Annotated in this window: 18 protein-coding genes; 12 read left to right on the top strand and 6 right to left on the bottom strand. The window is 62.7% G+C overall.

Translation table 11 applies throughout. The features are described from left to right. Positions 1 to 114: 114 nt before the first annotated feature. From JQ629_RS27290 to JQ629_RS27280, 3 genes are all read right to left on the bottom strand, one after another. A complete protein-coding gene (locus JQ629_RS27290; protein ID WP_212415254.1) occupies positions 115 to 1,275 on the bottom strand; it encodes a PQQ-dependent sugar dehydrogenase in 1,161 nt (386 codons plus the stop codon). Positions 1,276 to 1,344: 69 nt separating this feature from the next. After that, complete coding sequence (locus tag JQ629_RS27285) at positions 1,345 to 1,521, bottom strand: hypothetical protein (RefSeq protein ID WP_212415253.1); 177 nt, start codon at positions 1,519 to 1,521, stop codon at positions 1,345 to 1,347. A 182-nt stretch (positions 1,522 to 1,703) separates the two neighbouring features. Further along, on the bottom strand, positions 1,704 to 2,357 hold the full coding sequence (locus JQ629_RS27280; protein WP_212415252.1) for a glutathione S-transferase family protein: 654 nt from the start codon (positions 2,355 to 2,357) through the stop codon (positions 1,704 to 1,706). 641 nt (positions 2,358 to 2,998) lie between these two features. Between JQ629_RS27280 and JQ629_RS27275 the strand changes: the two genes are divergently transcribed. The 3 genes from JQ629_RS27275 to JQ629_RS27265 all read left to right on the top strand — a co-directional run bounded on the left by JQ629_RS27275 (position 2,999) and on the right by JQ629_RS27265 (position 5,821). Continuing rightward, positions 2,999 to 4,201, top strand: coding sequence for a pyridoxal phosphate-dependent aminotransferase (locus tag JQ629_RS27275; protein ID WP_212415251.1), 1,203 nt, complete (start codon positions 2,999 to 3,001; stop codon positions 4,199 to 4,201). Between the two features lie 323 nt (positions 4,202 to 4,524). Continuing rightward, entirely contained in the window at positions 4,525 to 5,055 is a 531-nt protein-coding gene (locus JQ629_RS27270; RefSeq protein WP_212415250.1) for a DUF992 domain-containing protein, read from the top strand. Positions 5,056 to 5,347: 292 nt separating this feature from the next. Then, a complete protein-coding gene (locus JQ629_RS27265) occupies positions 5,348 to 5,821 on the top strand; it encodes a DUF992 domain-containing protein (protein WP_212415249.1) in 474 nt (157 codons plus the stop codon). Between the two features lie 96 nt (positions 5,822 to 5,917). Here the strand turns inward: JQ629_RS27265 and JQ629_RS27260 are convergent, their stop codons facing one another. Further along, positions 5,918 to 7,432, bottom strand: a complete 1,515-nt coding sequence (locus JQ629_RS27260; protein ID WP_212415248.1) for an outer membrane protein — start codon at positions 7,430 to 7,432, stop codon at positions 5,918 to 5,920. A gap of 284 nt (positions 7,433 to 7,716) precedes the next feature. Continuing rightward, on the bottom strand, positions 7,717 to 9,231 hold the full coding sequence (locus JQ629_RS27255) for an outer membrane protein (RefSeq protein ID WP_212415247.1): 1,515 nt from the start codon (positions 9,229 to 9,231) through the stop codon (positions 7,717 to 7,719). A 298-nt stretch (positions 9,232 to 9,529) separates the two neighbouring features. Between JQ629_RS27255 and JQ629_RS27250 the strand changes: the two genes are divergently transcribed. From JQ629_RS27250 to JQ629_RS27220, 7 genes are all read left to right on the top strand, one after another. Beyond that, the gene (locus JQ629_RS27250) at positions 9,530 to 10,567 is read left to right on the top strand and encodes an AraC family transcriptional regulator (RefSeq protein WP_212415246.1); all 1,038 of its coding nucleotides are present in this window, start codon (positions 9,530 to 9,532) and stop codon (positions 10,565 to 10,567) included. Positions 10,568 to 10,758: 191 nt separating this feature from the next. Next, positions 10,759 to 11,637, top strand: a complete 879-nt coding sequence (locus tag JQ629_RS27245) for a class I SAM-dependent methyltransferase (protein WP_212415245.1) — start codon at positions 10,759 to 10,761, stop codon at positions 11,635 to 11,637. Beyond that, positions 11,630 to 12,229 (top strand): TetR/AcrR family transcriptional regulator, encoded by a 600-nt coding sequence (locus JQ629_RS37795; protein ID WP_212269239.1) that lies wholly within the window; start codon positions 11,630 to 11,632, stop codon positions 12,227 to 12,229. Before JQ629_RS27245 ends, JQ629_RS37795 begins: the two co-directional genes overlap by 8 nt. Positions 12,230 to 12,348: 119 nt before the next feature. After that, positions 12,349 to 14,412 carry an elongation factor G gene (locus tag JQ629_RS27235; protein WP_212415244.1) on the top strand — a complete coding sequence of 688 codons (2,064 nt, stop codon included), beginning with the start codon at positions 12,349 to 12,351 and terminating at the stop codon, positions 14,410 to 14,412. 254 nt (positions 14,413 to 14,666) lie between these two features. After that, positions 14,667 to 15,509: a shikimate dehydrogenase gene (locus tag JQ629_RS27230; protein ID WP_212415243.1), complete on the top strand. Its 843-nt coding sequence runs from the start codon at positions 14,667 to 14,669 to the stop codon at positions 15,507 to 15,509. A 146-nt stretch (positions 15,510 to 15,655) separates the two neighbouring features. Beyond that, a complete protein-coding gene (locus JQ629_RS27225; protein ID WP_502753370.1) occupies positions 15,656 to 16,234 on the top strand; it encodes a hypothetical protein in 579 nt (192 codons plus the stop codon). Positions 16,235 to 16,443: 209 nt separating this feature from the next. Next, positions 16,444 to 17,055: a single stranded DNA-binding domain-containing protein gene (locus JQ629_RS27220; RefSeq protein WP_249135303.1), complete on the top strand. Its 612-nt coding sequence runs from the start codon at positions 16,444 to 16,446 to the stop codon at positions 17,053 to 17,055. Positions 17,056 to 17,124: 69 nt separating this feature from the next. On the opposite strand, the gene JQ629_RS27215 is transcribed toward JQ629_RS27220, so the two are convergent. Next, on the bottom strand, positions 17,125 to 18,261 hold the full coding sequence (locus tag JQ629_RS27215) for an alpha-hydroxy acid oxidase (RefSeq protein ID WP_212415241.1): 1,137 nt from the start codon (positions 18,259 to 18,261) through the stop codon (positions 17,125 to 17,127). 139 nt (positions 18,262 to 18,400) lie between these two features. Between JQ629_RS27215 and JQ629_RS27210 the strand changes: the two genes are divergently transcribed. Then, positions 18,401 to 18,607 (top strand): hypothetical protein, encoded by a 207-nt coding sequence (locus tag JQ629_RS27210; RefSeq protein WP_212415240.1) that lies wholly within the window; start codon positions 18,401 to 18,403, stop codon positions 18,605 to 18,607. A gap of 183 nt (positions 18,608 to 18,790) precedes the next feature. Further along, positions 18,791 to 20,137: a phosphoglucosamine mutase gene (gene glmM, locus JQ629_RS27205; protein ID WP_212269256.1), complete on the top strand. Its 1,347-nt coding sequence runs from the start codon at positions 18,791 to 18,793 to the stop codon at positions 20,135 to 20,137. Positions 20,138 to 20,279: the final 142 nt, after the last annotated feature.

Here is a 20,279-nt window from a genome sequence, read left to right as displayed (position 1 = left end):
CCTCCCCAAAATGCGGAGAGTCCGCCATCTTCGAGTCGATTTGGAGTCCGCTGAACTTCAGATTCGGGACACTAGAGACCCGTTCCGATTCCATCGGAACGGAAAAGGCTCCAGTCACTTTGCAGAGGGCGTCACCCGCAGGATCCGTCCGTTGGAGCTGTCGGTCAGCAGCCACAGGGCGCCGTCCGGGCCTTGCCTGACGTCGCGAATCCGCTCGTGCAGATTTTGCAGCAGGCGCTCTTCGCCCGCGACGCCGTTGCCGTTCAGCGACAGCCGCACCAGCATGCTGCCGGACAGCGCGCCGACGAACAGGCTGCCGGACCATTTTGGAAACAGCTTGCCGGTATAGAACAGCATGCCGGATGGTGAGATCGACGGCACCCAGTATTTGACCGGCTGCTCCATGCCGTCTTTGGCGGTGCTTTCATGGATCTTGCCGCCGCTGTATTCGAGGCCGAAGCCGATCACCGGCCAGCCGTAATTTTTGCCCTTGCCGACGATGTTGACCTCATCGCCGCCGCGCGGGCCGTGTTCGATTTCCCAGACGTCGCCCGACGCCGGGTTGATCGCGAGGCCCTGTCCGTTGCGGTGGCCGTAACTCCAGATTTCCGGCTTGGCGCCGGCGCGGCCGATGAACGGGTTGCCGGCGGCAGCCGATCCATCCGGTGCGATCCGGATCACCTTGCCGAGATGATTGCCGAGCTCCTGGGCCTGGTCGCGATAGGCAAAATGTTCGCCCAGCGTCACGAACAGATTGCCGTCATCGGCCTGCGCGATGCGGCAGCCATAATGATTTCCCGATGACAGCGGCCCTTCCTGGCGGAAGATGATTTTGGTTTCGTCGAGGCGGCCGCCGCCGTCGTTGAGTTTGGCGCGCGCGATCGCGGTACGGCCGCCGCCGCTGGTCCGCTCCGCAAAGCAGAAATAGATCGTCTTGTTTTGCGCATAGGATTTGTCGATCGCGACGTCGAGCATTCCGCCCTGGCCGGACGCCCACACGTCGGGTACGCCCTTGAGTGGCGGCGACAGCTGTCCCTCCAGCGAGACGAGGCGTATGCGGCCTGGCCGTTCGGTCACCAGCATCTTGCCGTCGGGGAGGAATCCGAGCGACCACGGATTGACCAGACCCCTTGCGAAGGTGCGCACTTCGAGTCCGCCGGCGGACGACGGAAACTCCGTCTCTTCGCCGCGGGTGCCGGTGGCGATCACCAAGGTCGCGGTCAGCAGGATCGCTGCCGTCAGCGCCACGGTCACAAGTCCGACAGGTGTCTTCATCTTCGTCCGCCCGCGATGCCAATCATCGCGCGTTGCTCTCGGAAAAAGTCCAAACAGGAAATGCCGGAGTCACGCCGGAATCGGCATGGCCATGGTCACCTTGATCGAGAGCACTGTCAGCGCAACGACGAGGCAGAGCGACAGCGTACCGATCGCCAGAGTGGCGGCAATGGCGTTGGTCAGTCGGAGAGACGCAACGGGCGCAGGGCGGCTTTCGAAGCCGGCCGTGCCGGGCGACCGTATCATGGGTCTAAATCCTTCAAGACGCGGACGAATCACCCGCGACATCGGGAAGTTCACAATTGTGGCCGGCAATATTGGGGCGCGCGCGTGCCAAAAAATGGCGAAATCACGGCAAAGGTTAACGTTATTCCCGCTGTCCTTAACCTTTGGACGCCTCTTCAAGCGAACGTGAATCCGTCCGCGCCTCAAGCTCCGGCGGCGACGCTGGCGGGATCATCGACCTCGGCATCCGGCCGCCAGTCCATGGTTACGAAACCGGGGGTCTGTTCGATCCGCCGCAACCAGGCGCGGATCGCGGGGAAGGTCGCGAGGTCAAAGTCGCAGCGGTCGGCGACATGGGTGTAGCCGTACAGCGCGATGTCGGCGACCGTGAGCTGGTCAGCGGCAAAATAGGCCCGGGTCTTGAGATGGTTTTCCATCACCTGAAGCGCGGCATAGCCGCGCTCCATCCAGTCCTCCAATGCGTGGGTCTGCAGGTCGCGGCCGCCCTTGACCAGCGACAGCCAGAAATAGGCCGCGCCGAGATTGGGCTCCAGCGCATGCTGTTCGAAGAACATCCACTGCAGCGCCTCGGCGCGCTCGACCCGCGATTCCGGCGCCAGCGAGGTGCCGCCGGCGACGTACCACAGGATGGCGTTGGACTCGGCGAGGTAGCGTCCCTCGGCGACTTCCAGCAGCGGCACCTGTCCGCTCGGGTTCATCGCCAGAAAATCCGGCGTCCGGCTTTCGCCGCGCAGGATGTCGACTTCGATCGCGCAATACGGCGCTTTGAGCAGCGACAGCGCAAGGCGGACCTTGTAGCTGTTGCCGGAGCGCTGCATCGAATAGAGCTTGTACATCGTATGAATTTCAATCGATCCGTTGGACGTCTGTCGCGCAGCGGATCGCCGCAACGCGGCTAAACAATGATGCCGTTGGGGGTGCGTCGCAAGACCCGCATTATGGAAAAAGTCGAAAACCTCTACCGCACTGCACGCGCACAGAACGCCATGCCTCGACGGAGCGATCACGTGGTCGGGATTTGTGATCGGAACGCTTCAAGCTTTCGCGATATTGCCGATCCGTGCAGGCGCGGATTTTGAAATCTCTGCGAGATGGATCGACGTCTATTCTGAATTGACCTCGGAGCAATCGCGGCACCTGATCGCGTCGGAGGGCCAGACCCCGGCGCGGCGTGCGGGCCGGGGATGATCAGGCCATCGCCAAGACCCTCGTCCAAGACCGTCACCAAGACCGTCACCAAGTCCGTCGCGGCCGCGCCGGTTTCCTTGGCCAGATATGAGTCATTTCGGCGCAGAATTTTTCCAAATATTGCGCCGATCGAGCCTGCGCCCCCGTAAAATTTGAGCCTTTCGGGCCAAGCTTCTTGCGATGCGGCGCTGAGCGCTTTAGGGTGCGCCGATCCCAACATCGAGAATCGCGGATCATTCCCGAAACGGGCGCCGAGTGTGCCCACACATGCCATTCCCAGGAGATGATGATGCCTTTTCTGTCCGCTGCGCTCGACCGTGTGAAGCCGTCCGCGACGATCGCGGTCACGGATAAAGCACGCGCGCTGAAAGCGGCCGGCCGCAACGTCATCGGCCTTGGCGCCGGCGAGCCCGATTTCGACACGCCCGCCAACATCAAGCTGGCGGCGATCCACGCCATCGAAGCCGGCAAGACCAAGTACACCGCGGTCGACGGTATTCCCGAGCTGAAGGAGGCGATCATCGCCAAGTTCCAGCGCGAGAACGGCCTGACCTACAAGCCGAACCAGATCATCATCGGCACCGGCGGCAAGCAGGTGCTCTACAACGCGCTGATGGCGACCATCAATCCGGGCGACGAGGTCATCATCCCGGCGCCCTATTGGGTCAGCTATCCCGAAATGGTGGCGCTGGCCGGCGGCGTGCCGGTCTCCGTGGTGTGCACCGTGGCGCAGGGCTTCAAGCTGCAGCCCGACGCGCTGGAAAAAGCGATCACGCCGAAGACCAAATGGATCATTCTCTGCTCGCCGTCGAACCCGACCGGCGCGGCCTACTCGCGCAGCGAGTTGAAGGCGCTCACCGACGTGCTGGTGAAGCATCCGCACGTCTGGGTGATGACCGACGACATGTACGAGCACCTGGTCTATGACGACTTCGTGTTCACCACGCCGGCGCAGATCGAGCCGAAACTGTACGACCGCACGCTGACGGTGAACGGCGTGTCGAAGGCCTATTGCATGACCGGCTGGCGCATCGGCTATGCCGGTGGCCCGGCCGAACTGATCAAGGCGATGGCGACGATCCAGTCGCAATCGACCTCGAACCCGTCGTCGATCTCGCAGTGGGCCGCGGTCGAGGCGCTCAACGGTCCGCAGGACTCCATCCCCGCCAACAACAAGGTGTTCAAGGAACGCCGTGACCTCGCGGTGTCGATGCTGAACCAGGCCAAGGGCATCGAATGCCCGCGGCCCGAGGGCGCGTTCTACGTCTATCCGTCCTGCGCCGGCACCATCGGCAAGACGGCGCCGTCCGGCAAGGTGATCGCGAATGACGAGGACTTCGTCACCGAGCTGCTGGAGACTGAGGGCGTTGCCGTGGTGCAGGGTTCCGCGTTCGGACTTGGCCCGGCGTTCCGGATCTCCTACGCCACCAAGACTTCCGATCTCGAAGACGCCTGCAAACGCATCCAGCGCTTTTGCGGTAATTTGCGGTAGAGCGTTTTCGAGCGAAGCATACCCTCGGACATGATCCGGGGGTGGAGTCCGGTTCGCGTTAAGAAAAATGCGTCAGAAAAAAAGCGCGTTATGAAGCGAAGCCTGTCCCGCCAATGATGCGGGGCGGGTTCCGGTTTGTGTCCCAAAATTTCTGTCAAAGAAAACGCGCAAAGAAAACACGTCCGAAAAAAGGCGTGTCAAATCACATCACGCTTAGACCGCATGATGTTTTGAAGTCTTCTTTTTGCAAAGCGCCATGTTTTGAACACGGCGCTTCCTTCCTGTCCGCCGCACACATTCAGTTCATCAAGCGGGGACGACACATGCTTTTCGGAAAACGCCTTACGACCTTCGGCATCGCCATCGCGGCGCTGGTTGCGCCGATCGCGAGCGCAGATGCGGCACCGCCGGTTCGCGCCGGCGTCCTGCAATGCCAGGGCGGCCAGAATGTCGGCTATGTCGTCGGCTCCGTGACCAGCCTCGAATGCGTGTTCAAGAGCGAAGGCCGCCGGCCGGAACCCTACATTGCCACCGTGCGCCGCTACGGCCTCGATCTCGGCATCACCGCGCAGACGCAATTGGCCTGGGCGGTGAACGCGCCGAACAGCCGGGTCAGCCGCGGCGATCTCGCCGGCAACTATGGCGGCGTCGGCGCCAACGCGTCGGTCGGTATCGGCGGTGGTGGCAACTTCCTCGTCGGCGGTCCGGCCAATTCCTACGCGCTGCAGCCGCTCAGCGTGCAGGGCCAGACCGGGCTGAACGTCGCCGCCGGGATTGCTGATATCCAGCTGGAGCCGTTCCGCGGCTACGGCCCTCCGCGCCGTCACCACCGCCGGCATCATCGCCGCGGTTGATCGATGGTTTTGATGAAAAGGCCCGCGAGAGCGGGCCTTTTTTTGTTGGCAGTATCCGCCGTCATTCCGGGATGGTCCGAATTACCAGACCCGGAATCTCGAGATTCCCCGATGCGCAATTGCGCATCTGAGGTTGGATGCTGCGCATCGCCCCGGAATGACGGTTGAATAAATCGACGCCCGCCAATCTGGAACCGCTGCGGATGTTGTGCCATAGAAAAGCGCACACCCTTGGCCCGCACCGTTCTCAATTCCCTGCTCGCATCACATCGTTTCAGCCGGAGATTTCTTCATGCGTCACTCCCTTCTCGCCGCTGCCGCCATCGCCGTGTGGGCCACCTCGATCGCCGGCGCCAATGCGCAGCAGGTGGCGCGGGTGCAGGTCGGCATTCTCGAATGCCGCGGCGGCGCCAGCGTCGGCTTCATCGTCGGATCCGTCACCAATCTCGGTTGCGTGCTGCGCGCCGACGGCATGCCGGAAGACCGTTACGTCGCCACCATCCGTAAAGTCGGCCTCGATCTCGGCATCACCCAGGAATCCGCGCTGGCCTGGGGCGTGTTCGCGCCGTCGGCGCAGCTCGGACCGGGCGGCCTCTCCGGCGATTATATCGGCGCGCAGGGCAGTGCCACGCTCGGCGTCGGCGGCAACGTGCTGGTCGGCGGTTCGGCAAACTCGATCGCCCTGCAGCCGCTGAGCCTGCAGGGCCAGGTCGGCGTCAGCATTGCTGCCGGATTGGAAAGCCTGGAACTTCGGCCGGGGCGGTAACCGGGACAATCGAAAAAGGCCCGCGGAATGCGGGCCTTTTGTTTGTCCGGTCTGTTCAGGAAATACTAAGACCTGAGGCTTTTCGCGATGTGCCGATCAGTATCGGGCACTGACTGCGACCGGCGTCGGGTTGAAGTGATAGTTCACGCCGAACTTGATGAGGTGCAGGTCCTGCGGCATCTTGTCGAACTGAGTGGAAGAAGCGCCCGATCCTACGATGGGCGGAGCGTTGATGTTGCGAACGCCGGTCGCCGTCAGGTTCTGCGCAAGCATCTTGATGTAGTCGTATTCGAATTTGGCCGACCAGTTGCCGCCGAGGGCGTACTCAACGCCGGCACCCGCCACGACTCCGGTGTGCAAGGCTTTGGCTTCCAGGTTGAAGACCGCGCTGAGATTTGGGCCAATCCGGGTGTCAGTAAGCGTGTGCCTCTCGTCAGCGAGCGCGACGCCGGCCTTGCCATACACCATCAGGCGGTCTGCAGTTACAAAACCTGCGCGCGCTGCCGCGATCGCAAGCCAATTGACCTTTGTCTCGAAGTCAAAAGTCTGAGTGGTCGCACCAAAATTAAGGACGGCTGTCTGACTGCCTTTGATGCCGGTCCACATCCATTCGCCTTCGACGCCGAAGACCAATGTGCCTGCCTGCGCGTTGACCCCGACAGTTCCGCCGGCAAGCCATCCATTTGCATCATACTTTCCGGTTTGGGGATTTGCCGGATTGAACAGATCGGGCCATTCCGCGTGGCCGAAACCATATCCGCCCTGTACGCCGACATAGGCTCCCGACCAGTTGTATCCCGGCGCGGCCTTGACCGGCGCAAGAGTCGGATCCGTCTGAATTCCGCCAAAACGATAATTCACGCCGATCTTGCCGAGATGGAGCGCCTGCTCGATTGATGCGCCGGCCGCACCCAACGGAGTTACAACGCCATTGACGTTCGCCGTTCCAGTAAGTCCCGCCGTTCGGGTGCCGAGATGGACGTAGTTGTACTCGGCCTTGACCGACCAGTTGTTTCCTAACGCATACTCCGTTCCGAAGCCGACAATGGGAGCCCACCGATGCTCGCTGCCGCTGCCTGAGGCCATTTCGCTAGAAGGAGCCAGCGGCGCGAAGCTCGAACTGCTAAAGCTGAACGAATGCTTTTCCTGCGCGACTGCAAGGCCGCCCTTTGCGTAGACAAACCAACGATCGGCGGCCAAACCGGCACGCCCCGTAAACGTCACCAGGCCATTGATCTTCGACCTGGCGGTGGCTTCTGTCTGGAATCCAAGGGGTGGTCCGCCGTTGAGAAGCAACTGCGAGCCACCAATGTCAGCCCACGATCCGTCAAGCTCGAGGCCGAACACGAGGCTGCCGATTTGCTTGTTGATCCCGATCTGGCCGCCGGCGAGGAAACCCTTCGCAGTGAGATCGGCACCTAGCACACCGGTCCAATCCTTCATGCCTCCGCCGTAGCCGGCATGCATACCGATATAGACGCCGCTCCAGTCGTAAAGGGCCGGCGCGATCGCCGCCGCCGGGCGAGGTCCGAGATCGGCCGCGAACCCAGCAGAGAGACTGCCCAATGAAATGGCAGCGGCTGCGAGCGTCGTCCGCGATAGATGATTCATGATGTCGCCCCCGAGCAATTCTGCGGATGAGTCCTGATCCTGAATCGTCAGGTCCGGGGTTCATCAGGTCCTGTTTCATTCTTAGCGAGGCGCCCAAAATCGGTTTGTCCTCGTTGGCGCTCGATTTGCACGGCGTGGCATTAGCCGGCGATTGCCGGCGAGCGTTGCAATCGCGCCACGCTTTCTGTGCTTGGCCAATAGAAAAGGCCCGCGAAATGCGGGCCTTTTGTTTGTCCGGTCTGTTCAGGAAATACTAAGACCTGAGGCTTTTCGCGATGCGCTGATCAGTATCGGGCACTGACTGCGACCGGCGCCGGGCTGAAGTGATAGTTCACGCCGAACTTGATCAGGTGCAGGTCCTGCGGCATCTTTGAGAACTGGCCGGCAAGAGCGACCGATTGCACGATGGGCGGGGCGTTCACGCGCTGGGTGCCCGTCGCCGTAAAGTTCTGCGCAAGCATCTTGATGTAGTCGTACTCGAATTTGGCCGACCAATTGCCGCCGAGGGCGTACTCAATGCCGGCACCCGCCACGAGTCCGGTGTGCAGGGCTTTGGCTTCCAGGTTGAGTACCGAACTGAAACCTGGATCGATCGTGCTTTGAGTAAGCGTGTGCCTCTCGTCAGCGAGCGCGACGCCGGCCTTGCCATAGACCAGCAGGCGGTCGGCGGCCACAAAACCGGCGCGCGCTGCCGCGATCGCAAGCCAATTGACCTTTGTCTCGAGGCCGGTCTGCGTTACTCCCACGCCAAAATCAAAAACCGTTGTCTGATTGCCTTTGATGCCGGTCCACATCCATTCGCCTTCGACGCCGAAGACGAATGAGCCTGCCTGCGCATTGACCCCGACGGTTCCGCCGGCAAGCCATCCGTTCACATCATACTTTCCGGTTTGGGGATTCGCCGGATCGAACAGGTCGGGCCATGCCTTGTGGCCGAAGCCGTATCCGCCCTGAACGCCGACATAGGCGCCCGACCAGTTGTATCCTGGCGCGGCCCTGACCGGTGCGAACGTCGGATCGGTCTGAATTCCGCCAAAACGATAATTCGCGCCGATCTTGACGAGATGGAGCGCCTGCTCGATTGGCACGTTGGTCGGATCAAGGGGAGCTGCGACGCCATTGAAGTTCGCCGTTCCGGTAAATCCCACCGTTCTGTTGCCCAGGTGGACGTAGTCGTACTCGGCCTTGACTGACCAGTTGTTTCCTAACGCATACTCCGTTCCGAAGCCGACGGTGGGAGCCCATCGATGCTCGCTGCCGCTGCCAGAGATGGCGGCGGTAAACGGAGGTGCTGGCGGGAAGTTAAAACTGTTATTGCCGAAAGAATGCCTTTCCTGCGCGAGGGCGAGGCCGCCCTTGGCATAGACGAACCAACGGTCGGCGGCCAAACCGGCACGCCCCGTCAACGTCACAAGGCCATCGATCTTCGATCGGCCGGTGATGTCTACCTGGAAGCCAGCGGCCGGTCCGCCGTTGGAAAGTAGTTGCGAGCCCCCAATGTCGGCCCACGATCCATCAAGCTCCAGGCCGAACACCAGGCTGCCGATCTGCTTGTTGATTCCGATCTGGCCGCCGGCGAGGAAACCCTTCGCAGTGATATCGTTCCCCAGCGCTTGGGTCCAATCCTTCATGCCTCCGCCGTAGCCGGCATGCAGACCGACATAGACACCGCTCCAGTCGTAAAAGGCCGGCGCAATCGGCGCCGCCGGGCGCGGTCCGAGATCGGCCGCGAACCCGGCAGAGAGACTGCCCAATGAAATGGCAGCGGCTGCGAGCGTCGTCCGCGATACATAATGCATAGTGTCACCCCCGAACAATTCTGCGGATGAGTCCTGGTCCTCAAAGCGTCAGGCCCGGATTCATCAGGTCGCGTTTCATCAAGTCTCGGTGCACTCTTACCAAGCCGCGCAGAATGGGGTTGTCCTCAGTGGCTCCTGATTTGCACCGCGTGGCATCGCCTCCTGATTGCTGGCGAGCGTTGCAATCGCGCCACGGGTTGCGAAACTGGCTGGCACAATTGGTTTAACTGGCACTGTCTGGATCGTGCCGATGCAGCTATTTTGACTTGATCGGGATCTGCTCGAAGCGAAGCGAATTTTGAAGGCATCGCAGGCGATGGACGTTGATGAGTTGGGCGGAAAGGCCGTTGGCGGCAGGATTCAGAAAGTTGTTTTTGCGTCGGAGCAACTTCCGTCCCATCTGAGCGATCAGGAAAAATTCTCGCTTTGGCTGGATCAGTGGAATGCGCTTTACGGCTCGGTCGATCTCCAGCGTGCGGAAGACCGCCCGTTCACGGTGAACTTTGAGTTCGTGCCGATCGGCGCGGTCGGTATCGGTCGGCTCGACGGCAGCATCGATCGGATGAGACGCAGCCAGCGCGACGTCGCTGCCGATGGTGCGGACAATTTTTGCGTCGCGCTTTATAACGGTCGCTCCGATATAATCAGCATCCAGAACGGGCAGGAGGCGACGATCAACCGCGACGCAGCGGTGCTTCTGACTGCCGAACCCGGCGAGATGCTCGTAGGTCCGGAAAATGGCTGGTATGGGATCAATATTTCGCGCGCCCGGCTTCTTGCATTGGTCCCAAACGCTGACGACCTCATAGGCAAGCCGCTCGATGCGTCCTCACCGGCATTGCGTCATCTCGGCCGGTACGTCGAGTTTCTCATGGGCCTGAAGCAGGAAAGCGATCCGGCGCTCGACCGGCGCATCGAGACGATGCTTGTCGATCTCATCGCACTTGCGCTCGGCGCGCGCGGCGATCCGTCGGAGATTGCCGTGACCCGCGGCCTGCGCGCAGCACGATTGCACGACGTTCTTGCGGCCATCAAATCGGGCTTTCACGATCCGGAATTCTCGTCGCAGAGCGTTGCGCAGCGTTTGGGCCTGTCGCGTCGTTACGTGAACGATCTGCTGGCGGAAAGCGGATCGAGCTTCGCCGAGCGCGTGCTTGAGATGCGGCTGCATGAGGCCAGGGTGATGCTGATGGATGCAGCCCACGATCGATTGAAGGTGAGCGAAATTGCATGGACCTGCGGGTTCAACGAGGTCCCTTACTTCAATCGCCGCTTTCGCCGCCGTTTCGGCATGACGCCGACCGAACTGCGGGAAACGTCGCGGCGCTCAAGATAAGGATGGCGGTCCACGGTTCCGCGAACTTCAATCGCGCGCGGCCGGGCGTGCGGTACCCGGCCGGCGTCAGCATCGCCGCCGGCGAACTTCGGCCGGGAAGGTAACCTTAGTCTGGATTCATGGAAGCCAATCTTGACAGTGACGGTGGTTGACCTTAAAAAGAATGAACGTTCTTTTTAAGGAGAAGCCGGATGCGCAGTCAGGAAGTCAGTCGGACCGCGGAATTCATGGCGGTGTTTCGTGCCTCCGAACATGCCAAGGCGCCGAACTCGCGCGCCTTTGCCGATCCGCTCGCGGCCGCTCTGCTACCGGGTGAACTGCGACTGGCGGCAAAACTTTTCGGGTTGCGCCCGGCGGCGGCACTGTTGAACAACTATATCGACCGCCGCTGGCCTGGCGCGCGAACCTCCGGCATCGCCCGCACCAAATTGATTGACGACTGGATTGTGCAGGCGGCGGCCGAGATCGACCAGGTGGTGCTGCTCGGCGCTGGTTTCGACACCCGCGCCTGGCGTCTGGACGCGCTCGCGACCGCCCGGATATTCGAAGTGGACCATCCCAATACCGCCAGAGTGAAGCAGGCGCGGCTGCGCTCGGCGCAAGCCGATTTGCGAAAGGTGACGTTCGTCAAGGTCGATTTCGAAGTCGACGACTACGATAAATTGCTTCGCGCCGCGGGCTTCGACGCATCGCGTCCTGCGATCGTGGTGTGGGAAGGCGTGAGCCAATATCTCACCGGCGAAGCGGTATGCGGTGTGATGCGTTGGGCGGGCCGCCTTGCGCCGGGAAGTCGCTTCATCTTCACCTATGTCCACGAGGGGGTGTTGAACGGTTCGGTCGCCTTCGCGGGTGCCGAAAAGGCCATCGCCAAGGTGGACGGAACCGGCGAGCCGTGGCGGTTCGGGCTGCTGCCCGAACAACTGGCCGCGTTCCTGCGCGAACGTGGACTTGCGCTACTGAGCGATCTCGGGGCCGACGAGTATCGCGCGAAAGTGATGGGTGCGCAGAGCCGTCAAATGCCGGGCTACAGCTTCTATCACACGGTGCTGGCGGAAGTGCCACGTGCCTAGGATCAGCGCGGCACGGGCCAGTGCCCAGCGTGAACGCATTCTCGATGCCGCGCTGACCTGTTTTGCGCGCGAAGGTTTTCACGCCGCGACGATGCAGGACATCGTCGCCGAATCCGGTCTCAGTCCGGGGGCTATCTACGGATACTTCAAAGGCAAGACCGAAGTGGTGATGGCGATCGCCTCCGAACGGCACGCGATGGAGCGGCTGCGCATGCAGCATGCGCTGACCGCGGCCGATCTCGATACCAGTCTGGTGCGCCTGGTCGAAGGTTTTGTGCTGGGTTTGCGCGATCCGCAGGAAAAAAGATGGCGCAAGCTCGCGGTGCAGCTATGGGCGGAGAGCCTGTCCAATCCGCGATTAAAGCGCGAGGCCCTGGCAGGCGTCAGCCAGGCGGTCGAGATATTGTCGCCGATGATCCGCAAGGCGCAGCGCGAGGGACGGTGGCCACGGAACCTCGACCCGGAATCGGCCGCGCGTGTCATGATCGCCGTTCTGCAGGGTATCTCCCTGCAACTGGCCTGGGACGACGCGATCGATATAGCCGGTTTTGCATCGGCGTTGCGGATCATGATCGACCCGCCCGCGGTCTGATGGTCCCGACTCGCACTGCACCGCAGCGATGATTTTCTGGCTTGCCAAATCGTCGCGGCGGGCGGAGCATCTGATCCGCCGACCCAATCATGGGCCGAGCTCCAAACAAGGAGGCGGCAATGGGACAAGACGTCAGAAGTCCCCCAGGTACTAAAGAATCGGGTCCACGGTGCATTGCGCTGGTGGGCCCTTTCCAGAGCGGTAAAACCACACTTCTTGAAGCCATACTGGCGCGCACGGGCGCCATCCACCGCGCCGGCAGCGTCGATGCCGGAACTTCGGTCGGCGATTCCAGCCCCGAGGCGCGGCACCACAAGATGGGCGTGGCCTTAAGTGCAGCCACCACCACCTTCATGGGCGACAGTTACACCTTTATCGATTGTCCCGGCTCGATCGAGTTCGCGCAGGACATGCGCTCGGCACTGCCGGCGGTCGATGCCGCGATCGTGGTTTGCGAAGCCGATGAAAAGAAGCTGCCGCAACTGCAGATCATCCTGCGCGAGCTCGAGGAAATGGGCATTCCGCGCTTTCTGTTTTTGAACAAGATCGACAAAGCCAACAAGCGCATCCGCGAAACGCTGGCGACGTTGCAGCCGGCCTCGCGCGTGCCATTGGTCTTGCGCCAGATTCCGATCTGGAACGGCGAATTGATCGAAGGCTTTGTCGATCTGGCGCTGGAGCGCGCCTTTGTCTACCGCGAACACAAGCCCTCGGAAGTGATTGCGCTGGACGGCGGCAATCTCGACCGCGAGAAGGAAGCGCGCTTCTCGATGCTGGAAAAGCTCGCCGATCACGACGACGTGCTGATGGAGCAACTCCTGGAAGACATCCAGCCGCCGCGCGATGCGGTGTTCGACGATCTCGCGCGCGAATTGCGCGAAGGCCTGATCTGCCCGGTATTGCTGGGTGCCGCGACACGCGAAAACGGCGTGCTGCGGCTGATGAAGGCGTTGCGGCATGAAGCGCCCGGCGTGACCGAGACCGCCAAGCGCCTCGGCGCGTCTTCGCCCAAGGATGCGCTGGGCTATGTGTTCAAGACCCTGCATCAGCCGCACGGCGGCAAGCTGTCGCTGGTGCGGCTGCTCGCCGGGCACCTCGATGACGGTGCGACGCTGCAATCCTCGTCCGGCGAAGCGGGCAGGGTCTCCGGCATCCTCGCGGTCAGTGGCGGGCACGACAGCAAACGGGCGGCGGCGGAAGCCGGCGAAACCGTGGCGCTGGGCAAGCTCGACGCCATCAAGACAGGCGACACGCTCTCGAGCGGCAAGACTGCGCCGGCCTCGCTCGCGCGGGTCGAGCCGACGCCGCCGGTGCTGGCGATGTCGCTGGCCGCGAACGATCGCAAGGACGACGTCAAGCTCGGCCAGGCGCTGCTGCGGCTGAACGAGGAGGATCCGTCGCTGTCGATGATCCACAACACCCAGACCCACGACATCGTGCTGTGGGGGCAGGGCGAGATGCATCTGCGCGTCGCGCTCGAGCGGCTCAAGGATCGTTTCGGCGTCAACGTCAAATCGCAGGCGCCGGCGATCGGCTATCAGGAGACGATCCGCAAATCGATCACGCAGCGCGGGCGCCACAAGAAGCAGTCCGGCGGCCATGGCCAGTTCGGCGACGTGGTGCTGGACATCAAGCCGATGCCGCGCGGCTCGGGCTTTGAATTCCACGAAAAGGTCGTCGGCGGCGCGGTGCCGCGCAACTATATCGGCGCGGTGGAAGAGGGCGTGGTCGACAGCCTCACGCGCGGCCCGCTCGGCTTTCCCGTGATCGACCTCCACGTCACCCTGACCGACGGCTCCTATCACAGCGTCGATTCCTCCGATCTTGCCTTCCGCACCGCGGCGCGGCTCGGCATGAGCGAGGCGCTGCCGCAGTGCCAGCCGGTGCTGCTGGAGCCGATCCACATGGTGGAGATCGTCTGCCCGACCGAGGCGACGGCAAAAATCAACGCCATCCTGTCGGCGCGGCGCGGCCAGATCCTCGGCTTCGACACCCGCGAGGGCTGGGCCGGCTGGGATTGCGTCCGCGCCACCATGCCGGAGGCCGAGATCGGCGACCTGATCGTCGAGCTGCGCTCCGCCACCGCCGGCGCCGGCGGCTTTACGCGGCAGTTCGACCGCATGGCCGAAGTGACCGGCCGCGCCGCCGACCAGATCATCGCCGCGAACAGGGTCGCGGCGTGATGGTTTGACGATCGTCATTTTCGGGATGGCCGGGCTTGACCCGGCCATCCACGTCTTTCTTGGTTAAGTGGACGTGGATGCCCGGCACCCTTCTCCGCCAATGGCTTCGACGGGGCCACAAGCGGTCGGCCCGCCAAAGCTTTGGCGAAGGCGGCAAGGCCGGGCATGACGAGTTTGGCTACAAGCAACCCGGTCCAGCCCGGCACCCCCACCTGAGCATTGACACCGCCGCCGGCTTGGCCGAATTGACTGCCATGACCCGAGCAACCAGACCCCCCGCCGCGTGCCTGATCGGATGGCCGGCCGCGCATTCGCGCTCGCCGCTGATCCATCATTACTGGCTGCGGACGCTGGGCATCGAAGGCGGCTACGTCATCGAAGCGGTGCCGCCCGACGAACTTCAGGACTTTGTCTTTCGGCTTTCGCTGCGCGGCTTCGTCGGCGCCAACGTCACCATTCCGCACAAGGAGCGCGCGCTGGCGCTGTCGAAGCCGGATGACCGCGCCCGCGCGGTCGGCGCCGCCAACACCTTGTGGTTCGAGAACGGTGAGCTGTGTTCGACCAACACCGATGTCGAGGGTTTTATCAATAATCTCGATGCCTGCGCGCCCGGATGGGAGCGTGCCGAGGAGGTGCTGGTGCTGGGCGCCGGCGGTTCGGCGCGCGCCGTGCTGTTCGGGTTGATCGAACGCGGCGTCAAGCGCGTGCATCTGGCCAACCGGACCGGGGAGCGCGCGCAGGCGCTGGCGGATCAATTCGGCGCGAGCGTATTGCCGGTGGCATGGGATGCGCTGGACGAATTGCTGCCGCGCGCCGGGCTGCTGGTGAACACGACCTCGCTCGGGATGCACGGCCAGCCGGCGCTTGAACTCGATGTCGGCCGGTTGCCGCAGGGCGCCGTCGTCAGCGACCTGGTTTACGTGCCGCTGGATACGCCATTGCTGGTCGCCGCGCGCGGGCGCGGGCTGCAGACCGCCGACGGGCTCGGCATGCTGCTGCACCAGGCGGTGCGCGGGTTCGAATTGTGGTTCGGAAAGCGCCCCGAAGTGACATCAGAACTTCGTGCGATCGTCGAGGCCGATCTCAATAAAGTTTGAGCGGGAGTATCGTTGCGGGAGTTGGGGGCAATGGCTACGTGGTGGCCTACCGGAGATCCCTCATGTCCAAGAATCTGTCCAAGAATCTGTCCAAGAATCTGTCCAAGCATCGTTCTACACTGATCCGCCCGCTGTTCGCCGCCGCGATGGTGGCCGCGTCCACCATTTACGCCATCGCCCAGCAGCCGCCCACGCCGACGCGGGTTCGCGGCACCATCGAAGGTGTCGAGGGCGACATACTTGCGGTCAAGTCGCGCGGCGGTGAAGACGTCAAACTGCACATGACCGGCGATATCAGGGTGGTCGGGATTACCAAAATCCCGCTGTCCGATGTCAAGGTGGGTTCCTTCATCGGCGCCACCACGGTGCCGGGACCGGACGGCAGCCAGAACGCGGTCGAGGTGCACGTGTTTCCCGAGGCGATGCGCGGCACCGGCGAGGGCTCGCGGCCGTATGATCTGCGCCCCAACAGCACCATGACCAATGCGACGGTGGATCAGTCGGTAGCCGGCAATGACGGTCACACGCTGTTGATCAAATACAAGGGCGGCGAGAAGAAGGTTTTGGTCTCGCCGGAGACGCCGGTCGTGACCTATGTCCCCGCCGACAAATCCGATCTCAAGCTTGGTGCCAAGGTGATCGCGTTCATGAAAAAGCTGCCGGACGGCTCGTTCGAGACCAACCGCGTCAGCGTCGGCCGCGATGGGCTGACCCCGCCGATGTGACGCGAAGCGTCATTCCGGGATGGTGCGCTAGCACCAGACCGCAGGTGCGCAATTGCGCACCGGGGAATCTCGAGATTCTCAGGTGCGCAATTGCGCACCATAGTTCGATGCTGCGCATCGCCCCGGAATGACAGAGATGGAATAGCCATTCCCTATCGGTGTTCGCGTTGATGGGACGTTCAGATATCGGAAGGGATACCGCCATGCGGATGACGTCACGCCTGCTCGCTGCTGCATTGACATTTGCCACCGTGTTTGGGGCGTCCGCCTGGGCGCAACAACCGCCGACCGTGCGGATCCGCGGCACCATCGAGGCTGTCGATGGCAATGTTCTCTCGATCAAGTCGCGCGAGGGCGCCGACATGAAGGTGCGGATGACCGACAATGTGGCGGTGTTCGGCGTCGCCAAAACCGAACTGTCTGAGATCAAGGAAGGCTCCTACATCGGCGTCACCGGCCTGCCGGAGCCCGACGGTACCCAGCGGGCGGTTGCCGTTCACATCTTTCCCGAAAACCAGCGCGGCGCCGCGGAAGGTTTCCGGCCCTGGGATGCGCGCCCGAACTCGACCATGACCAACGCCACCGTCGCCCAGACGGTCAAGGGCACCGATGGTCAGAACATCCTGGTCAAGTACAAGGACGGCGAGAAGAAAGTCGTGGTGCCGCCGGATACGCCTGTTGTCACCTTCGTCGCCGGCGACAAGTCCGAGCTGAAGCCGGGTGCAAAAATCATCATCTTCGGTGCGGCGAAGAAGGAAGACGGCACGCTGGAAGCCGCCCGCGTCAATGTCGGCCGCAACGGGATCACACCGCCGATGTGAGGGGAAGCAAAGCTCCCTCAACACGTCGTCCCGGCTCAAGGCCGGGACGACGATAGATTATTCGTGCAGCTAAATCGCCAGCACGTGATCGTCGATTTCGGCGATGGTGTTGACGCCGCACAGGCCCATCGTCACCAGCATTTCGTTGCGGATCAGATCGAGCGCCTTGGCCACACCCTGTTGTCCGCCGGCGCCGAGGCCGTGGACAAAGGCGCGGCCGATCATGCAGGATTTGGCGCCGAGCGCGAGCGCGCGCATCACGTCCTGGCCCGACCTGATGCCGCCGTCGAACATGATCTCCATCTTGCCGCCGACCTCATCGACGATCTCCGGCAGCACCTCGATCGACGACGGCGCGCCGTCGAGCTGGCGGCCGCCATGGTTGGAGACCACCATCGCATGCGCGCCGGTCTTCACGGCCTCCTCGGCGTCCTCGACGTCGAGAATGCCCTTGAGGATCAGCTTGCCCGGCCAGATCGAGCGGATCCACTCGACATCCTTCCAGCTCAGCGTGGTGTCGAACTGCGCGTTGGTCCATTGCGAGAGCTGGGTGATATCGTCGGTGCCTTTGACGTGGCCGGCGATGTTGCCGAAGGTGCGGCGCTTGCCGCGCATCACGCCGGCGACCCAGCCTGGCTTGGTCGCGAAGTCGATCAGTTTCGACAACGACCATTCCGGCGGAATCGTCATGCCGTTCTTGATGTCCTGGTGGCGCTGTCCCATCACCTGCAAGTCGACGGTCAGGACCAGCGCGCTGCATTTCGCCGCGATCGCGCGCTCGATCAGGGATTTGATGAAGCCGCGGTCCTTCATCACGTAAAGCTGGAACCAGAACGGCTTGTCGACATTGGCGGCGACGTCCTCGATCGAGCAGATCGACATCGTGCTCAGCGTGAACGGAATGCCGGCGGCCTGCGCGGCGCGGCAGGCGGCGATTTCGCCGTCGCCGTGCTGCATGCCGAGCAATCCGACCGGGGCGAGGCTCAGCGGCAGCGCGGCCGGCTCGCCCAGGATCGTCGTCGACGTATCGCGCCTGGACACATCGACCAGGATGCGCTGGCGGAACTTGATCGCTTCGAGATCGGCACGGTTGGCGCGCAGCGTGTCCTCGGAATAGGAGCCGCGATCCGCATAGTCGAAAAACGCCTTCGGAACGCGGCGCTTGTGCAACTGACGCAGATCCTCGATGCAGGTAATGTGCTTCATGGACGTTCCCGGCCCCTTCCTGGATCTCTTGCTTGAATTTCTTTTCTGCGTCGTCATCTAGCATGGTTGATACGTCAGCCAAATCAGGCTCGCGGAACCCTGCGTGGGGGCAGTCCCAAGGAAAACATAAGGACATCTCATGACCGGACCTGATCGCCATCCCAAGCCCGCCCGCGAGTCCCGCGAGAGCGCTGAAAAGCGCCGGTTGGACGAGGCCCTGGAGGAGGGGCTTGAGGAGACCTTTCCGGGCTCGGACCCCGTGAATGTGACCCAGCCGCCGCCGTCGAAGGGCGACCATCACATCAAGCGGCGCGATCAAGGGGTAGCCAAGCAGCGGCTGGATTAAAAAGTATCATGTTTTGCAATGGGTTATGCTCCGACCGCGACTTCCGGTGCCGGTAATGATTCATCATATTTTTTGAAGCCATTTTAGCGCCTGAGAGACTATAAGGCCGGTGCACGCTATGGTGGGTGTTCGCTGCTTCTTGCCGGATGGCTTTACAGAGGCGTCGGAATGGCTGGGGGTTATATGAGCCGCAAATATTTCGGTACCGACGGAATTCGGGGCCGTGCCAATGGTCTGATCACACCGGAGCTCGCGCTCAAGGTGGGGCAGGCGGCCGGCCTGGTGTTTCAGCGCGGCGATCACCGCCATCGCGTCGTCATCGGCAAGGACACGCGGCTGTCCGGCTACATGATCGAATACGCGATGGTCGCGGGCTTTACCTCTGTCGGCATGGACGTGCTGCTGCTCGGCCCGATGCCGACGCCGGCGGTCGCGATGCTGACCAAGTCGATGCGCGCCGATCTCGGCGTGATGATATCGGCCTCGCATAATCTGTTCGAGGACAACGGCATCAAGCTGTTCGGCCCGCAGGGTTTCAAATTGTCCGACGACGTCGAAAAGCAGATCGAGCAATTGCTCGACGAGCCGATCGACCGGCGTCTGGCGCAGAGCGCCAGCCTCGGGCGCGCCCGCCGCATCGACGGCGTCCATGACCGTTACATCGAATTCGCCAAGCGCACGCTGCCGCGCGAACTCTCGCTCGACGGCCTGCGCGTCGTGATCGATTGCGCCAACGGCGCGGCTTACAAGGTGGTGCCGGAAGCGCTGTGGGAGCTCGGCGCCGACGTCGTTGCCATGGGCGTCGAGCCCGACGGTTTCAACATCAACAAGGAATGCGGCTCGACCTCGCCGGAGGCATTGAGTCGGAAAGTGCGGGAAATGCGCGCCGATATCGGCATCGCGCTCGACGGCGACGCCGATCGCGTGATCCTGGTCGACGAGCGCGGCCATGTGGTCGACGGCGACCAGCTGCTCGCGGTGATCGCGCAGAGCTGGAAGGAAGACGGCCGTCTCGCCAAGCCCGGCATCGTCGCCACCGTGATGTCCAATCTCGGGCTGGAGCGCTTCCTCGAAGGCATTGGGCTGGAGATGGTGCGCACGCCGGTAGGCGACCGCTATGTGCTCGAGCAGATGCTCAAGCAGGGCTACAATCTCGGCGGCGAGCCGTCGGGCCACATCATCCTGTCCGACTATGCGACGACAGGCGATGGTTTCGTCGCGGCGCTGCAGGTGCTGGCCGTGGTGCAAAAGCTCCGCCGCCCGGTGTCGGAGGTCTGCCACAAATTCGATCCGCTGCCGCAGATCCTGAAGAACGTACGCTATCGCAGCGGCAAGCCGCTCGACGACGCCGAGGTCAAATCCGCGATCGTCGATGGCGAAAAACGCCTCAACGGCTGCGGCCGCCTGCTGGTCCGCTCGTCCGGCACCGAGCCCGTGATCCGCGTGATGGGTGAGGGCGACGATCGCATCCTGGTCGAGGAAGTGGTCGATCACATCGTCACCGCCCTCGGCCACGCCGCCGCGGCGTAGGCGAGCACCATCACCTGAGGAAATCTTCCCTTCTCCCTTGTGGGAGAAGGTGGCGCGAAGCGCCGGATGAGGGGTTTCTCTCCATGGAAAGGTTTCTCTCCGCGGAGACAACCCCTCACCCGTCCTCGTTTCGCGAAGCCAC

The sequence above is a fragment of the Bradyrhizobium sp. AUGA SZCCT0222 genome (assembly GCF_018130205.1).
Classification (GTDB): Bacteria; Pseudomonadota; Alphaproteobacteria; order Rhizobiales; family Xanthobacteraceae; genus Bradyrhizobium.
Note: the sequence above shows the minus strand (reverse complement) of the source record. Positions and strands in the feature narration are given on the sequence as shown.

Coding starts and splice junctions, on each gene's coding strand:
- JQ629_RS27290 (WP_212415254.1), bottom strand. CDS start 1,275: ATGAAGACACCTGTCGGACTTGTGACCGTGGCGCTGACGGCAGCGATC.
- JQ629_RS27285 (WP_212415253.1), bottom strand. CDS start 1,521: ATGATACGGTCGCCCGGCACGGCCGGCTTCGAAAGCCGCCCTGCGCCC.
- JQ629_RS27280 (WP_212415252.1), bottom strand. CDS start 2,357: ATGTACAAGCTCTATTCGATGCAGCGCTCCGGCAACAGCTACAAGGTC.
- JQ629_RS27275 (WP_212415251.1), top strand. CDS start 2,999: ATGCCTTTTCTGTCCGCTGCGCTCGACCGTGTGAAGCCGTCCGCGACG.
- JQ629_RS27270 (WP_212415250.1), top strand. CDS start 4,525: ATGCTTTTCGGAAAACGCCTTACGACCTTCGGCATCGCCATCGCGGCG.
- JQ629_RS27265 (WP_212415249.1), top strand. CDS start 5,348: ATGCGTCACTCCCTTCTCGCCGCTGCCGCCATCGCCGTGTGGGCCACC.
- JQ629_RS27260 (WP_212415248.1), bottom strand. CDS start 7,432: ATGAATCATCTATCGCGGACGACGCTCGCAGCCGCTGCCATTTCATTG.
- JQ629_RS27255 (WP_212415247.1), bottom strand. CDS start 9,231: ATGCATTATGTATCGCGGACGACGCTCGCAGCCGCTGCCATTTCATTG.
- JQ629_RS27245 (WP_212415245.1), top strand. CDS start 10,759: ATGCGCAGTCAGGAAGTCAGTCGGACCGCGGAATTCATGGCGGTGTTT.
- JQ629_RS27235 (WP_212415244.1), top strand. CDS start 12,349: ATGGGACAAGACGTCAGAAGTCCCCCAGGTACTAAAGAATCGGGTCCA.
- JQ629_RS27230 (WP_212415243.1), top strand. CDS start 14,667: ATGACCCGAGCAACCAGACCCCCCGCCGCGTGCCTGATCGGATGGCCG.
- JQ629_RS27225 (WP_502753370.1), top strand. CDS start 15,656: ATGGTGGCCGCGTCCACCATTTACGCCATCGCCCAGCAGCCGCCCACG.
- JQ629_RS27220 (WP_249135303.1), top strand. CDS start 16,444: ATGACGTCACGCCTGCTCGCTGCTGCATTGACATTTGCCACCGTGTTT.
- JQ629_RS27215 (WP_212415241.1), bottom strand. CDS start 18,261: ATGAAGCACATTACCTGCATCGAGGATCTGCGTCAGTTGCACAAGCGC.
- JQ629_RS27210 (WP_212415240.1), top strand. CDS start 18,401: ATGACCGGACCTGATCGCCATCCCAAGCCCGCCCGCGAGTCCCGCGAG.
- glmM (WP_212269256.1), top strand. CDS start 18,791: ATGAGCCGCAAATATTTCGGTACCGACGGAATTCGGGGCCGTGCCAAT.